The 14,063-nt window shown below is 67.3% G+C and carries 18 protein-coding genes; 14 read left to right on the top strand and 4 right to left on the bottom strand.

The features are described from left to right. Window positions 1-3: 3 nt before the first annotated feature. Both ACN0T5_RS15640 and ACN0T5_RS15635 read right to left on the bottom strand, forming a co-directional pair. Window positions 4-432, bottom strand: coding sequence for a TadE/TadG family type IV pilus assembly protein (locus ACN0T5_RS15640; RefSeq protein ID WP_417769539.1), 429 nt, complete (start codon window positions 430-432; stop codon window positions 4-6). 733 nt (window positions 433-1,165) lie between these two features. After that, complete coding sequence (locus ACN0T5_RS15635) at window positions 1,166-2,281, bottom strand: PAS domain-containing protein (protein ID WP_417769538.1); 1,116 nt, start codon at window positions 2,279-2,281, stop codon at window positions 1,166-1,168. A 267-nt stretch (window positions 2,282-2,548) separates the two neighbouring features. Between ACN0T5_RS15635 and ACN0T5_RS15630 the strand changes: the two genes are divergently transcribed. The 10 genes from ACN0T5_RS15630 to ACN0T5_RS15585 all read left to right on the top strand — a co-directional run bounded on the left by ACN0T5_RS15630 (window position 2,549) and on the right by ACN0T5_RS15585 (window position 9,271). Beyond that, window positions 2,549-2,815 (top strand): hypothetical protein, encoded by a 267-nt coding sequence (locus ACN0T5_RS15630; RefSeq protein WP_417769537.1) that lies wholly within the window; start codon window positions 2,549-2,551, stop codon window positions 2,813-2,815. After that, complete coding sequence (locus tag ACN0T5_RS15625) at window positions 2,815-3,003, top strand: hypothetical protein (RefSeq protein ID WP_417769536.1); 189 nt, start codon at window positions 2,815-2,817, stop codon at window positions 3,001-3,003. Before ACN0T5_RS15630 ends, ACN0T5_RS15625 begins: the two co-directional genes overlap by 1 nt. Before the next feature lie 133 nt (window positions 3,004-3,136). After that, window positions 3,137-3,547, top strand: a complete 411-nt coding sequence (locus ACN0T5_RS15620; RefSeq protein WP_417769535.1) for a DUF3775 domain-containing protein — start codon at window positions 3,137-3,139, stop codon at window positions 3,545-3,547. A 142-nt stretch (window positions 3,548-3,689) separates the two neighbouring features. Beyond that, a complete protein-coding gene (locus ACN0T5_RS15615; protein ID WP_417769534.1) occupies window positions 3,690-3,848 on the top strand; it encodes a hypothetical protein in 159 nt (52 codons plus the stop codon). A gap of 44 nt (window positions 3,849-3,892) precedes the next feature. Next, window positions 3,893-4,798: a DMT family transporter gene (locus tag ACN0T5_RS15610; RefSeq protein ID WP_417769533.1), complete on the top strand. Its 906-nt coding sequence runs from the start codon at window positions 3,893-3,895 to the stop codon at window positions 4,796-4,798. 33 nt (window positions 4,799-4,831) lie between these two features. Continuing rightward, window positions 4,832-5,812, top strand: a complete 981-nt coding sequence (locus ACN0T5_RS15605) for a heparan-alpha-glucosaminide N-acetyltransferase (RefSeq protein ID WP_417769532.1) — start codon at window positions 4,832-4,834, stop codon at window positions 5,810-5,812. A gap of 91 nt (window positions 5,813-5,903) precedes the next feature. Next, window positions 5,904-6,365 carry a hypothetical protein gene (locus tag ACN0T5_RS15600; protein ID WP_417769531.1) on the top strand — a complete coding sequence of 154 codons (462 nt, stop codon included), beginning with the start codon at window positions 5,904-5,906 and terminating at the stop codon, window positions 6,363-6,365. 52 nt (window positions 6,366-6,417) lie between these two features. Then, complete coding sequence (locus ACN0T5_RS15595; protein ID WP_417769530.1) at window positions 6,418-7,545, top strand: anhydro-N-acetylmuramic acid kinase; 1,128 nt, start codon at window positions 6,418-6,420, stop codon at window positions 7,543-7,545. 14 nt (window positions 7,546-7,559) lie between these two features. Next, window positions 7,560-8,003 carry a DUF6665 family protein gene (locus tag ACN0T5_RS15590; RefSeq protein WP_417769529.1) on the top strand — a complete coding sequence of 148 codons (444 nt, stop codon included), beginning with the start codon at window positions 7,560-7,562 and terminating at the stop codon, window positions 8,001-8,003. A gap of 293 nt (window positions 8,004-8,296) precedes the next feature. Then, window positions 8,297-9,271, top strand: a complete 975-nt coding sequence (locus ACN0T5_RS15585) for a DUF1402 family protein (RefSeq protein ID WP_417769553.1) — start codon at window positions 8,297-8,299, stop codon at window positions 9,269-9,271. A 67-nt stretch (window positions 9,272-9,338) separates the two neighbouring features. Here ACN0T5_RS15585 and ACN0T5_RS15580 read toward each other — a convergent pair whose 3' ends face one another. After that, complete coding sequence (locus ACN0T5_RS15580; RefSeq protein ID WP_417769528.1) at window positions 9,339-9,605, bottom strand: hypothetical protein; 267 nt, start codon at window positions 9,603-9,605, stop codon at window positions 9,339-9,341. Between the two features lie 116 nt (window positions 9,606-9,721). Continuing rightward, window positions 9,722-10,381, bottom strand: coding sequence for an MBL fold metallo-hydrolase (locus tag ACN0T5_RS15575; protein WP_417769527.1), 660 nt, complete (start codon window positions 10,379-10,381; stop codon window positions 9,722-9,724). 541 nt (window positions 10,382-10,922) lie between these two features. Between ACN0T5_RS15575 and ACN0T5_RS15570 the strand changes: the two genes are divergently transcribed. The 4 genes from ACN0T5_RS15570 to ACN0T5_RS15555 all read left to right on the top strand — a co-directional run bounded on the left by ACN0T5_RS15570 (window position 10,923) and on the right by ACN0T5_RS15555 (window position 13,913). After that, window positions 10,923-11,747 (top strand): cold-shock protein, encoded by an 825-nt coding sequence (locus ACN0T5_RS15570; protein ID WP_417769526.1) that lies wholly within the window; start codon window positions 10,923-10,925, stop codon window positions 11,745-11,747. Window positions 11,748-12,007: 260 nt separating this feature from the next. Further along, window positions 12,008-12,529: a GNAT family N-acetyltransferase gene (locus ACN0T5_RS15565; protein ID WP_417769525.1), complete on the top strand. Its 522-nt coding sequence runs from the start codon at window positions 12,008-12,010 to the stop codon at window positions 12,527-12,529. Then, a complete protein-coding gene (locus ACN0T5_RS15560; RefSeq protein WP_417769524.1) occupies window positions 12,526-13,383 on the top strand; it encodes a 23S rRNA (adenine(2030)-N(6))-methyltransferase RlmJ in 858 nt (285 codons plus the stop codon). The genes ACN0T5_RS15565 and ACN0T5_RS15560 overlap by 4 nt, the downstream gene beginning before the upstream one ends. 83 nt (window positions 13,384-13,466) lie before the next feature. Then, entirely contained in the window at window positions 13,467-13,913 is a 447-nt protein-coding gene (locus tag ACN0T5_RS15555) for a cytoplasmic protein (protein WP_417769523.1), read from the top strand. The last annotated feature ends 150 nt before the right edge of the window (window positions 13,914-14,063 follow it).

Raw genomic sequence — 14,063 nt, 5'->3', positions numbered from 1 at the left:
GCCTCAGTAACCGCCGCGCTTGACGACGGCGGCACGCGCGATCGTCCGGCTCGGCAGGGGAAGGATGGGACCGATCGCCCAGATCGGCAGGCTGCTGGCGTCATAGAAGACGGCAACGCGAAACTGGGTGGCATCGCTGGCGACGGGGCCTGCCTCCACGCTCACGTGGCCGACATCGAGAAGGGCATACTGCCGGGCATTCTCGGTGACGTGGCGGCTGGCGATCCGGGCCCTCTCGGGATCCGAAAGGCCCGCGACGGAGGCCCGGGCCGCATCCGCAGCGAGCTGCTGAACACTGTGCGTCGCGCCAAAATAGATGCCGTAGGCGATGATCCCGAGCATCACCAGCATGAAAACAGGCAACACGAGGGCGAATTCAACGGCCGACGCACCAGACTTTTCCCGCAAAAAGCAGTCGATCAACTTGCGCATGCAATGGCTCCTTCCTTGAGGAAGGGCGCGAAACCCACAAGTCACGCCACAACGGCGCCGCGTCAAGTTGACATGCTGATTCTTATAATATTGAACATGACACAACGCTCGTTCCCGAGATGGAATCTCGACCGGAATGCACAACGACTTGCGATTCACGCCTTACAAGCCTTTATAATTTTCATTTCACGCTAAAATTGTGTAAACAGAATTTTAGTTACATAAATTAAACATTTTAAATTACGTGTTGCATGTATTTCATAGAGAATATTTACATTCGTATATCGATGATCTACTTATAGTTGCAATGCTAAAAGTGCGAATTTCGAACGCTCGTGTCTGTTTGAGACATTCGTCGGAAATCTTGTTCCAGGGGTGAAGCGCAGGAAAGTCTCGGCACGTTTTTCGCAGTGCAGCCCGCCTGCCGGCGCCTCGGCCACACTGCGCAACCGCCATCGAGGCAGAAGCGCAGCCTTCGCGTGATGCGGCGGGAGGACAGGACGCCAGTCACCGTCCACGGCGATGCCCTGCAAGTCGAGGAGGCGCGCCGCAGCCGCCAGGCACCTTGCGATGGCCGTCAGAACAGGGGCAACACCGAACCGGGACGTCCGTGAAGGATCGGGAGGCGCGCCGGCCCGACCGGCCGCCGGCTTGCGCTGGCCGCGCCGGACTTCGCCCGTTCAGGGTCGGGATGCGGCTCGCACCGCGCCCGAAGCCTGAACGTCCGCTGGCGCTAGTGCTTGCTCTCGATCAGCAGGTAGTGGGCGGTGCCCGCATCGATGACGGTCGCGCGCATGCGCTTGCTCCGCGAAACGCCGTCGAAACCGCTGACCGTCGCCTGCAGGGGCGTGTTGCCCCCCTTGCGGGCATGCTCGATCAGGCTCAGGAAGGTCTTGGGATGCAGCATGGTCTCGGTGATCGGCGCCGATTCCATCAGCTGCTCGGTCACCGCGAACGTCTTGCGGGCGGCATTGTTGGCGGAGATCAGCATCCGCGTCTTGATGTCGACCACCAGCATCGGCGCATGCACGCAGTTGAAGATCTGCTGGAAGTCGATGCCGCTTTCCTTGATCTTGGAGGCGGAGAAAACGACGCCGCCCAGCCCGGCCGAGACCCGGAACGGGATCAGGTCGAAATTCAGCGTCATGGAATCGCCGCTCGCCAGGAAGAAGCGCTTGCTTCCGTCCATCGGCGCGCGCCGCGCCAGCGTCGTCAGCACCACCGATGTCAGGGTCTTGCCGACGCGATTGGGGATGTGGGCAATGTTGCGCCCGATGCACAGCGACGGATCGGGAATGGCGAACAGCTTGTACAGCGCGTCATTGGCGTAGCGCAGATAGCCGAAACTGTCGACGACAAGCACCGCCTTGTCGCTGTCCTCGACGAGATGACGGATGAGCGGCGCAACGCCGCGCACCGCCGTGCCGTTTGCCTCGTCCTCGATCTCCGAGCCCGAGACGGCAACGACGAAGGTTCGCCCGCCCTCGGCCTGGTAGCGCATCGCCACCAGGGAAAGCCCCGCACCAAGGTCATCGCCGCCAAGCTCGACCGGGCCCGCCGAACCGTTCTTCACTGCAAGCTGGATCAGGCTGAGGATCTGCTTCTGGTCGTTCTGCGCCATATGGCGCATCGCCGTCGACAGCGATGCGTCGTTGAGACCGGAACGCTGTTCGAAGTCGAGGGATCGCGGCTCGAGCCAGACGACCCGCTTCGCCTGGATGTCGACCATGAAGAAGCTCAGGCCCGCCACCGACATCGCCGGTGTTCCGCCGTCTCTGGCAACCGGCTGGCCTGCCGCCGTCGCATCCGCCGGCACCGGGTGCCGCTCAGCCTTCTCCATCGCGTCCATTTTTGTTTTCCGGTTCTCGCCAGACGCCCCGGGTCCCCCTGGCGCTCGGCCGACATGCTGCGTTGTCCGGACCTTCGCGCAAAGCTCCTGCGATTTCGTAAAAGCGATCACGGAAAATCGCATCCTCCACTGTCATGATCGCGCTGTCCCCTGCCTTGGTTCCGCCGCGAAATGACACCGGAAGCGCCCGATTGGCGGCCTCAGGCAGCCCATATCCGCGGCCATCTTCGCAACATCGAAATTGCACGAAGCCCCGGAGTACCAGTCATGCGTTCCACAAGCTCCACACGCCATTCAAGTTTCGGCAAGTCCATCCGCGCGGTGGCGATCGCCGCCATCGGCTCGGTTCCCGCCGTGCTGATCGCCTCGAGTGCCCGCGCCGCCAACACGACCGCCGCCGACGATTGGACCATCGGCCTGCTGGCGCTGGCCTTCGGCTCGATGCTGATCGTCCTGACCCTGCTGGGCAGCCGCATGACGCAGGGCCTGCGCGCCAGCCTGCGCCAGCGCGACACCGACGACAGGCAGATGTGATGCGCCGCGGCACATTCGACACCCTCGGTGTCTCGCGGCGCGCCGAGGACGAGCGCGCGGCCATGTTTCTTGCCGTCGCCGTCGCGGTCGGCCTTCTTTTCGCAACCTCGCTGACCCTGTTCGGCGGCCCGCTCACCGAAACGATCCGCGACCTCGGCCAGCAACCGGTGGCCACGGAGCAACGCTGACCCTCCTTGACGGTCTCCCGGCCCGGACCGCGCTTCCCGCTCGCCTCTCCAGCCTCCCTCCCCCACTGGCATTCGCAACAATCCGGGCGTAGGCTCGTGGAACGGCAGGTTCCGCGAGGCGGGGTTTCGAAGGATGGCGGTCGATCTCACACTTTCTCCGGCGACGATCCGGATGTTTGTCCAGAAGGCGCGGGCAGCGGCAGCCGCCAATGACGGCGGCTACGAGTCCGGCAACGACCACGAGATCGAGTTCGACACCGACACCTTGCAGGACTCGCATGCCCATGACGGGCTGGCGGAGGAAGAATCGGACGACCTCTCCGTCGAGGAACTGCTGGAACTGATCGAGGACCTTAATGTCGACGAGGCCGCGGAACTGGTCGCGCTGGTCTGGATCGGGCGTGGCGACTACGACGCCGACGAGCTCAACCAGGCCGTCGGCGAGGCCCGCGACCGGGCCCTGCGCTCCACCGCCAACTACCTGATCGGCATGCCGCTTTTCGCCGACCACCTGGAGGCCGGGCTGGAAGCGCTCGACCTCTAGCCGCGGCTTGTTTTTTCCACAGACAACGAATGCCACGCACTTTCCTTGGGATAAGTGCGAAGGGTCGCGACGCGACGCTTTACAGTTTGTTAACCATGCCGCCTGAATTCTCTGGTCGCGAGGGGATTGGCGGAGACGACGCATGAGCTTCACGAACCAGGCACCGACGAACGATCTGGCCACCGGCCTGTCGGACACGATTGCCGTCCAGAAGACATCCCCCTGGCCCATCGCCCTGCGCGTGACCGTCGCGGTACTGGTCCTCACCCTCGTTTTCTGCTTCGCTTTCCCGAACGGCTGAAGCTCCCGCTTGCAGGCACCCCCGCTTTCGGATAGCGGGTGCCCATGAGCCGCCTTCTCGCCAACACGCTGCTGCTTCTCGCCGCCCTTTTCTGGGGATCGGCCTTTGTTGCCCAGGCCACGGCGATGGCGCATCTGGGGCCGCTCACCTTTACCGGCGTCCGGTTTCTGATCGCGGCCGCCGCCGTCCTGCCTTTCGCCCTCGCGGAAGGACGCAGGACCCCGGAACGGCCGCTGACGGTCGGCATGGGCCTGCGCTTCACCGGGCTCGGCCTCGTCTTCTTCGCCGCGATCACCCTGCAGCAGGTCGGCCTGCTGACCACCACGGTGACCAATGCCGGTTTCCTGACCGGCATCTATGTGGTGCTCACGCCGCTGCTCGCGCTCGTGGTGTTTCGCGAAAGGCCGCATGCGGTCGCCTGGCCCGCCTCGCTGGTGACGCTCGGCGGCATCTGGCTGCTCAGCGGCGGCGACCTCGAAGCGCTCGGAACCGGCGACCTTTTGATGCTCGTATGTGCCGTGTTCTGGGCTTTGCATGTCGGCCTTATCGGCGGACTTGCGGCCACGAGCGCGCGTCCGCTGGCGCTGTCATGCTGGCAGTTCGCCGTGGTCGGCACCGCCGCGCTGCTGCCCGGCCTGCTGCTTGAACCGGTCACGCTCTCGGCAGTGTGGGCAGCCGCTCCCGAACTCTTCTATACAAGCCTGATCTCCGGGGGCCTCGCCTTCACGCTGCAGGCCATCGGGCAGCGCTGGACGCGGGCCGCCGATGCCGCCATCCTGCTCTCGTCCGAGGCCCTCTTCGCAGCCCTTTTCGGGGCTCTCCTGCTGGGCGAAAGGCTCGATGCCGCCGGCCTGGCGGGCTGCCTGCTGATCTTCCTTGCCATCATTGCGGTGCAACTCGTCCCGATGATCTCCTGGAACCGGTGGCGCCTGCGCCCCAACCGGGTCTGACCGGAAACCAGCCGACAACGGAGTGTCTGCGGCATGGCCATGACAAGCGAAGCGGGCGCGCAGCAGCCACGGGGGCGGATCGATGCCCTCGACGTCGCGCGCGGCATCGCGCTGGCGACCATGGCCGTCTATCACCTGTCCTGGGACATGAAATGGTTCGGCGTGGTCGACTGGCCGGTCGATTCCCACCCGGCCTGGCGCGGCTTCGCCATCGCCATCGCCGGCAGCTTCCTGTTTCTCGTCGGCATCGGCCTGGCGCTGGCCCATCGCGACGGCCTGCGCATCGGCCCCGCCCTGCGCCGCGCGGCACGCATCGGGCTCGCCGCGGCCGCCATCAGCCTTGTCACCTATTTCGCCCTTGGCGAGCAGTATGTCCGCTTCGGCATCCTGCACGCCCTCGCCGCGGGCTCGCTGGTGGCCCTCCCCTTCGTTCGCCTGCCGGTGGTTGTCACCGCGCTTGCCGCAGCGCTCGCGGCCGCGCTGCCGCTTCTGGTCTCGCTGAACTTCGCCGGCAACAGTTGGCTCGCCTGGACCGGGCTTGTCGCGCACCCGCCGCTTTCGGTCGACTATGTGCCGCTGTTCCCCTGGCTGGCCGCGATCCTTGCCGGCCTCGTCGCGGGCAGGATCGCGATCTTGCGCGACATTCCCGCAAGGGCGCGCCATTGGCGGGCAACGGGGCGGACAGGCCGGACGATGGCCCTCGCCGGCCGTCATTCGCTGCTTGTCTATCTGGTGCACCAGCCGCTTCTGTTCGGCGCGGTCTGGCTGGCGGTGACCGCCGGCCTCGCCCCCGACCGCACCAGCACCGCCTTTGTCGAGCAATGCACCCTCACCTGCAGCCTGTCCGGCGACGCACAAGGATGCGCGGCGGCCTGCGCCTGCACGCTGCGGTCGCTGCGCTCGGACGGCATCTGGCAGGATCTGCTGGAGCGCCCCGACGACGCCGAACTCGGCGCCGCGCTGAACGATCGCTACGGCCAGTGCCGCGGCCGCTCCAACCTGGATGCGGACTGACGGGCGGGCGCAACGTGACGCACATCACTGCCCGCGCCGCGCCAGCACGGCAATGTCGTGCTACAGTGCGCAAGGCCGGGGAGACGATCACATGGGAAACCACAAGACCATAACCATCAGCAGGTTGACGGGTGCGGTGCTTCGCCCGCTTGTCGCCGGCGCGTTGATGCTCGGCACGCTCGCCGCGATGCCCGCGCCGGCCGCCGCCGAAAGCTGCTGGATGCACAACGGGTCGGTGATGCGCCTGCAGGCATCGGGCAATCGCCGCTGGTTCACCTATGACAATCCCCGCCCGCAACTGCGCAGGGCCGGCGTCATGCCCGGCACGCTGCTGTTCGAAGGCGTCAAGCGCGGCAACTGGTACGAGGGAACGGCGCGGGTGTTCTCCCGCCACTGCCCCGGCCAGCCGCAAGTCTATTCCGTCGCCGGCCCGGTGCGCCCCGACCAGCTTCAGGTGACAGTATCCGGCACCCGCAACGTCAACCGGCAGTGTCACCCCACCGATGCGGTCACGACCGACACGCTGGTCTTTACCTACAGCCACCAATGCTAGGGCGTAGCCGCGTCGCGACAATGACCACAACCACCCGGGAGACCGCGCCCAGATGACACCCGCCTGGGCCATTGGCCTGATGACCGGCACCGTCCTCGACGGCAATATCGACATCGCCCTCCTGAGAACCGACGGCGAGGAAATCGCCGAATTCGGCGCCTGGACGCTTGCGCCCTATCCGCACGACCTGCGCCCGCTTCTTGTCGAGACGCTGGCCAGCGCGGCGGACTGGGCGTTCGAGGGCGACGAGCCGGAGATCTTCGCAAGGACCGAGGCCCGCGTCACCGAGGCACAGTCGGACGCCGTCGCCGGCTTCCTCAAGGATATCGGCCTGCCCCGCCGCGAGGTCGCGGCTGTCGGTTTCCACGGCCAGACGGTGCTTCACCGTGCTCCCACGCCCGAACGGACAGGGCGCACACGCCAGCTTGGCGATGGCCGCGCCATGGCCAGCCGGCTCGGCATCACGGTGGTCAACGACTTCCGCAGCGCCGACATGCGGGCCGGCGGCCAGGGCGCGCCGCTTTCGGCGATCTACCACGCCGCCCTGCTGCGCCGGACGGAAGCAGGCCCCGAGACCGCCGTTCTCAATCTCGGCGGGGTCGCCAACATCACCTGGGTGGACGACAGGGGGCTCCCCCACGCTTTCGACACCGGCCCCGCCAACGCCCCGCTCAATGACTGGATCGGCCGGCACGGACTTGGCGAGATGGACCGCGACGGCCGCCTGGCGGCCTCCGGCCGGGTCGACGAGGAGCGCCTGGCGCGCCTGCTCGACCACCCGTATCTCGCCGCTGCCTATCCCAGATCGCTCGACCGGAACGACTTCACCTCCGCCATGGCCGACGGGCTCGGCGCCGAGGACGGCGCCGCGACCCTGACCGCCTTCACCGCCGGCGCGGTCGGCCGTGCGCTCGATGTCCTGCCGAGGCGCCCCGCCCGCCTCGTCCTGTGCGGCGGCGGCCGGCGCAATCCGGTGATGCGGCAGCAGATCGCGGCAAGGGCCGGGGTCGAGGTGCTGCTCGCCGAGGACCTCGGCTGGCGCGGCGATGCGATCGAGGCCGAGTGTTTCGCGCTGCTGGCCATGCGCACCCTGCGCGGCCTGCCGATCAGCTTCCCCACCAGCACCGGCGTCGCCCGGCCGATGACCGGGGGTGTTTCGCACCCGCCGGCGCGCGCTTGAACGCGGGGCCCGCCATGTCGCTCCGCTCACCAGAGATTTTCCGCCCCCGCAGCGACGACCCGCTGGGCGAGGCGCTGCGACAGGAGGAAGCGGCCGAGAAGATCGCCACGCTCGTCCGGCTCAACAAGGCGCTGGAAAGCGCGCTTGCCAGCCTGCACCGCTGCGGCGAACGCTTCCATGCCGCCTCCCCGGACGAGATCGATGCCGTGCGCGCGCGCTGGCGCCGACGCCATGCGGAAGCGGCGGAGGCGCTCTGGCACAGCCTCATCCAGCGCGAGCTCTGCGGCCTTCGCCGGCATGGCGGGTTCCTGAAGGAACTCGCCGTCCCCCGTTCGGTGCAGCTGCTGATGGGGCCGGCGGCCACCGCGGCAGATCCGCCGGACCCTCCTTCCCCGCCCGACACCGATACCGATACCGGCACCGGCACCGGCATCCGCGCGACGGCACAGCCCCGATGAGCGGCCGTCCCGCATCGCTTCACCCAGCCCTCGCACCCGACAAGACAAGCGGCCATTCCTGCATGAAATCCATTCGTTTCAGCCTTTTCCGTTCCCGCCCGGCCGCGTGCATGGCCAGCCCCGCCGAACAGGCAGGGGACGGGCCTTGCGCGCAAAGATTTGTTCAGGCTGTGGCCCGGTCGTCCTTCCCAACGCACCTCGCCCCGGTATATGCAAGGGGCGAGGCGGACGAGCGGCGGCTGGAAGCGGGAATGACACGACCAACGATTTTTGCGCGGCGCGCGCGCACCGCCCTGCGCGCTATGGCGGCAACCCTGTTGCTCGCCCTTCCCCTCGACATGGCACCGCTTGCCGGGCTTCCCTCGTTCGTGACGGGAGCGGCGGCGGCGAACACCGTCCCTGCGGGCAACCGCAACGCCCGCCAGCCGCGCATTCCCTTCGCGTCCGCCCGCCGCACGGCGGCCAGCAACTCCGCCTATGACGCGAAATTCGACCGGATCATCGGCGTGCTGCGCCGGGATTCGCGCCTGATCCGCGACATCAAGCGCGTCGCCGGCCTCTACGGCATCGATCCTGTCCACATGCTCGGCGCGATCATCGGCGAGCACACCTACAATTACGACAGTCTCGACAGCGCCCAGTCATACTATGTGAAGGCGCTCAGCTATGCCGGCGTGCGCATGGAATTCTCGCTCGGCGGCGAACATGTCGAGGACTTCGTCAAGCGGCCGCAATTCAGCCGCTGCAACAACGGTCGGCAGGACAGCAACACGCTCTGGAACTGCTACCAGAGGGTCTGGAACGCCTCGTTTCGCGGCAAGCGGATCGATGGCGACCGCTTTCCCGACAAGACCTTCAACGAGGCCTTCTTCCAGCCGCTCTTCGCCGGCCAGAGCTTCGGGCTTGGCCAGTTGTCGCCGCTGACGGTGCTGATGATGAGCGACAAGGTCGCCCGCACCAGCGGCTTTTCGAAGCTCTCGGCGAAGAACGAACAGGAAATCTACAGCGCCGCGATGGATCCGGGAAAGTCGCTGCACTACATGGCCGCGATCCTGCGCGATGCCATCGATGCCTACAAGTCGGTGGGGCGGGTCGACATCTCGAAGAACCCGGGCCTTACGGCCACGCTCTACAACCTGGGAGATCCCTGGGCGCGGGCCTCGGACTTTCGCCGGCGACGGGCGGCGGGCGCCCAGACATGGCCGGAAGAGAACTATTACGGCTGGCTGGTGAACGACAAGCTCGAGGTCATCGAGAGCCTGCTGTGACCGGCGGTGGCGGTTTCCCCGCCACCATCCGCTCCGGAAAGTGCCGCGTGTCGCGGCGGACGGGTCGTCACTCCATCCAGCACACTTCCTTCATCACATACACACTGGCGCCGGTATAGGGATCGCGCACCGGCGTCGGCATGACGTTGCAGACCTTGTAGCGGGTCAGCGTCGGGCCGTGGCCACCGCGGATATAGGGACCGCCGCGCATGTCCTGTTCCTTCAGCCGGTCCAGCCGCATCTGGCGGTTCGAGTTGTCCTCGGCCGCGGCGGTACCGGCGGTCATCGTGGCGGCCATCGCGGCAGCCAGGGCAATCCGCATCATCTTGCGCATGGGTTTGTCCTCCTGTTTCCGACCGGAACCGCTCCGGCCATCTGCCAGGACCCTAACGCGACAACCGGCCATGAAGCCGTGATGCCCGTCACGCGACCGCCGTTTGCCGCCAATGCCTATCTGAGAAAGGGATTGGTTGCCCGCTCATGGCCGATGGTGGAGGCCGGGCCATGGCCGGGCAGGAAGGTCACGTCGTCGCCAAGCGGCAGCATCTTGTCGCGGATCGAGGCGATCAGCGTCTCGTGATCGCCTCCCGGAAGGTCGGTCCGCCCGACCGATCCGGCAAACAGCACATCCCCGGAAATCGCGAAGCGCAGCTCCCTGTCGAAGAACACGAGATGGCCCGGTGCATGGCCGGGGCAATGCAGCACCTCGAAACTGCGGCCGGCCATGGTCAGGTCGTCGCCCTCGGCAAGCCACTGGTCGGGCTCGACCGCGCGCACCCCGTCGACGCCGAACTGGCGCGCCTGGTCCTCCACCTGGGCGATCAGCTCGCGATCCCCCTCATGCGGGCCTATCACCGGCACCTCGAGGGCCTCCGCCAGATCGGCCGCGCCCCCGACATGGTCGATATGACCGTGTGTGAGGACAATCTTCTCGACCTTGACGTCATGTTCGCGCAGCGCTGCAAGGATGCGTTCCACGTCGCCGCCGGGATCGATCACGGCGCCCGCCTTCGTCGCCTTGTCGAAGACGATCGAGCAGTTCTGCTGGAATGCCGTCACCGGCACGATGATGATCTGGATCGGCGGTTCCGTGCCCTCTGGCTCGCTCATGACGTCTCCTGTTGCTGTGTCCGGTCGCTCGCATGCCCGCCTGGCCGCTTTCGGCCGGTTGCGCGTTCGGCAAGGAATGCCCTGTTCCCTCGTAGCCCGGCAGATGCGCCACTGGCAACCGCCCGCCGTCCGGCCCGCCACGGCTCCTGTCAATTCGCACAGGGACGAAACGGCGCTTTCGCGAAAATGCTTCGAAAAAGACGACAGGGTGTCGGTTTCTCCGGGTTTTCCTTGCCCGAAAGCCCCCTCAGACCGTATGATATCGCCGCGGTTGGCAGGGCTGGAGCGGTGCATGGTTGCCGAAGAGCATGAGTTCGGGTGGTTCGGCGACAGGCAGGTCACGCGACAGGCAGGTTGCCGAAAACCGTCATGCCACACGGACACCACGCCTCTCCGACAAGGGTGACGTGCGATCCGGTGCGGATGACGACCGCGATTGAAGCCTGGCGGCGCAGGGCAAGAGCACAAAGGTCCCTGTGCGTCAGAAGAGTGTGATCGGCGAGCCCGGCGGACCAGCAGGCTCATACAAGGTGATTTGGACATGGATGACTGGCGTTCGGACAACCGTCGGCAAGGCAGACGGCGCGGCGGTTCGAAGGACTATGGCGGGGACGGGGACGAGTTCGGCGCTGGTCCCGATCACGGAAAGCGCAACAAGCCGGAACGCGGTGGCCGCCGCGACAATTTCGGCGAGCCCGCCTGGGGCGGCCCGGAGGGCGGCGAGCCGGGATTTCTTCCGGAGAGCCAGTTTGGCGGCGGCGACCGCTTCGGCGGCGGCGATCGCGGTCCCTCGCGGTCCTTCGGCGATCGCGGACCGGACAACCGGCGTGAGGGCGGTGGCCCGCGCGGCGGCGGGTACGGCGGACCTCCGCGCGAAGGCGGCGGCTATGGCGCACCGCGCGGCGGTGGCTATGGCGGCGGCGGTTCGCGTGAAGGCGGCGGCGGATATGGCGCCCCCCGCGAAGGCGGCTACGGCGCTCCGCGCGGCGGCGGATATGGCGGCGGTTCCCGTGACGGTGGCGGTGGTTATGGCGGCCCTCGCGAGGGTGGCGGCGGTTACGGCGGACCTCGCGGCGGCGGTGACGCCGACCGGGGTCCCCGGCGCAGCGGCCCGCCGGCCGAACGCGGCCCCCGGCAGCTTGGCACGGTGAAGTTCTTCAAGGCCGACAAGGGCTTCGGTTTCATCATGCCGGACAATGGCGATGCCGACGTGTTCGTCCATATCTCGGCGGTCGAGCGCTCCGGCCTGACCGGCCTTGAAAGCGACCAGCGCGTCTCTTTCGAGACCGAGCCGGACCGGCACGGCAAGGGCCCCAAGGCCGTCGAGCTGAAAATCGAGGAAGGCGGCGGCGACCAGCCGGAGTGATCCTCGCGCGGATGGCGGCCTCATGGCCACCGTCCGGGCACCCGGCCGGGCCTGCCCGCCGGACATGACGGGCACCGTGGCCGGTTTGCCTGTCCTTCGCCGGTGCCATCCGGCACCCGCGGGCACGCCCGCATCACGGCCAACATATCGCGGCGGCGGTTCCGGCAAGGGGCCGCCGCCTCCCTTTTTCCCGCCGCCGTCACGGCCTCTCCCTCGGGCGTGCGAAACGCGGCGCGGCATGGAACGCATCAAGAACCACGATGATCGATATCCGTCCCTTCCTCCCCGCCGATGCCGGGGCAGCGCGCCGCGTCAACGAAGCCAGTCTTCCCGCCGTCAACAGCCTCAGCGAGGCGGAGCTTCTCGCGCTTGCCGAGATGAGCGTGCACACGCTTGTCGCGGTTCGCGGCGAGGACCTTGTCGGCCTGCTCGTCTGCCTCGACCAGGGCGCCGACTATGACAGCCGCAACTTCACATGGCTGAAGGACAATCTCGGCCGTTTCGCCTATGTCGACCGCATCGCGCTGGCACCGGAGGCACGCGGGGCCGGCATCGGGCAGCTGTTCTACCAGGACCTGATCGCGCGGCTCGCCGCCGAGCCGGCGCGCGCCACCGCCCCGCTGGCCTGCGAGGTCAACACCCGGCCGCCCAACCCCGGCTCGCTGCGCTTCCACCAGAGGCTCGGCTTTGCCGAGATCGGCGCGCAGGATCTCGGCGACAAGGCCGTCGTCTATCTGTCCCGGCCGCTCGCGGCCAACGCAACGGGGAGCGCAAGCCGGTGAACTACCGCCACGCCTTTCATGCCGGAAACATCGGCGACGTCCTCAAGCATGCGACGCTCGCGCGCATCCTCACCTATCTCAAGGAAAAGCCTTCCGCCTTCCGGGTGATCGACACCCATGCGGGCCTCGGCCTCTACGATCTCACCAAGGGCGAGGCCCAGCGCACGGGAGAATGGCGCCAGGGCATCGCCCGCGTGCTGGACGCACAGCGCCCGCCCCAGGTCGAGGCCCTGCTGGCGCCCTGGCTCGATGTGGTGGCGAGCTTCAACGAGGGCAGCCGCAAGCTCGAGCGCTATCCCGGTTCGCCGCTGCTCGCCCGCAAGCTGATGCGCGAGCAGGACCGGCTGACGGCAACCGAGATGCACCCCCTCGACGCGGTGAAACTCGCCGAACTGTTCGATGGCGACTACCAGACCAAGACGATCGAGCTCGACGGCTGGAACGCGCTGCGCGGTTTCGTGCCGCCGAAGGAAAAGCGCGGCCTGATCGTCGTCGACCCGGCCTTCGAGGAAACCAACGAGTTCGAACAGCTCGCTTCCGGCCTCTACAAGGCGTGGCGCCGCTTCGGCACCGGCGTCTACATGGCCTGGTATCCGATCAAGGATCGCAAGCTGGTCAAGCGGTTCTACGATGCCATGTCGGTGTCCGGCATCACGCGGATCATGGTCGCCGAGCATTTCGCCGGACGGGCGACCGCCGACAAGCCGATGATGGGCAGCGGGCTGATCATGATCAACGCGCCCTGGACGCTGAAGGGCGAGCTGGAAACGATCCTTCCCTGGCTGACCGGTGTCCTGCAGCAGGGCCGCGGCGCCGAATGGCGGGTGTTCGACCTGACCGGCGAAACCGCGTGAAGGCCACCGCCTCGCCAAGGCTTGACCGTGACGGCGCCCTGCCGCATCGTCCAGCTGACCGCACCGGCCGAGGAGACGCCCGCATGCCTGCCCTTCACCGCCACGCCTTGCGCGCCATCGTGTACGCGGCCGCCTTCGCCGGCTTCTGCCTTTCGGCACAGGCGCAGGATCGGCCCTATTTTTCCTGGAACGGCGAACCGCGCATACCCGCTTGCGAGGAAGCGGCGGTCCAGCGCGCCGTCATCGGCCATGTCGCGCGAGCCGACGCCGTCTATTCGGGCGGCATCACCATCCGCGAAATGCACCGAATCGTCGAGACGGGCTACAGCGTCGACCGTCCCAGCCCCTATGCCCGCCGCTTCTGCGAGGCGCGGGCAATGATGAGCGACGGCCGCCAGCGCCGCGTCTACTACGCCATCACCGAGCACAGCGGCTTTGTCGGCCTGTCCTGGGCGCTCGAGGCATGCGTCGCCGGCATCGACCCCTGGCGGGTCTATGACGCGCGCTGCCGCACGGCGCGCTCCTATTGACGAGGCTTCTCGTGCCGAGGCTCCCGGCCTCCGCAAGGCGGCTCGCCGCCGGCTTTCTGGCGGCGGTGCTGCTTGTCGCCGCCGCCCTTGATGCGCGCGCCGAGCGACCCGGCGCCTTCGACTATTACGTGCTCGCGCTCTCCTGGTCGC

The organism is Stappia sp. (genome assembly GCF_048261845.1).
Classification (GTDB): Bacteria; Pseudomonadota; Alphaproteobacteria; order Rhizobiales; family Stappiaceae; genus Stappia.
This window is presented reverse-complemented; position numbering and strand designations above follow the sequence as displayed.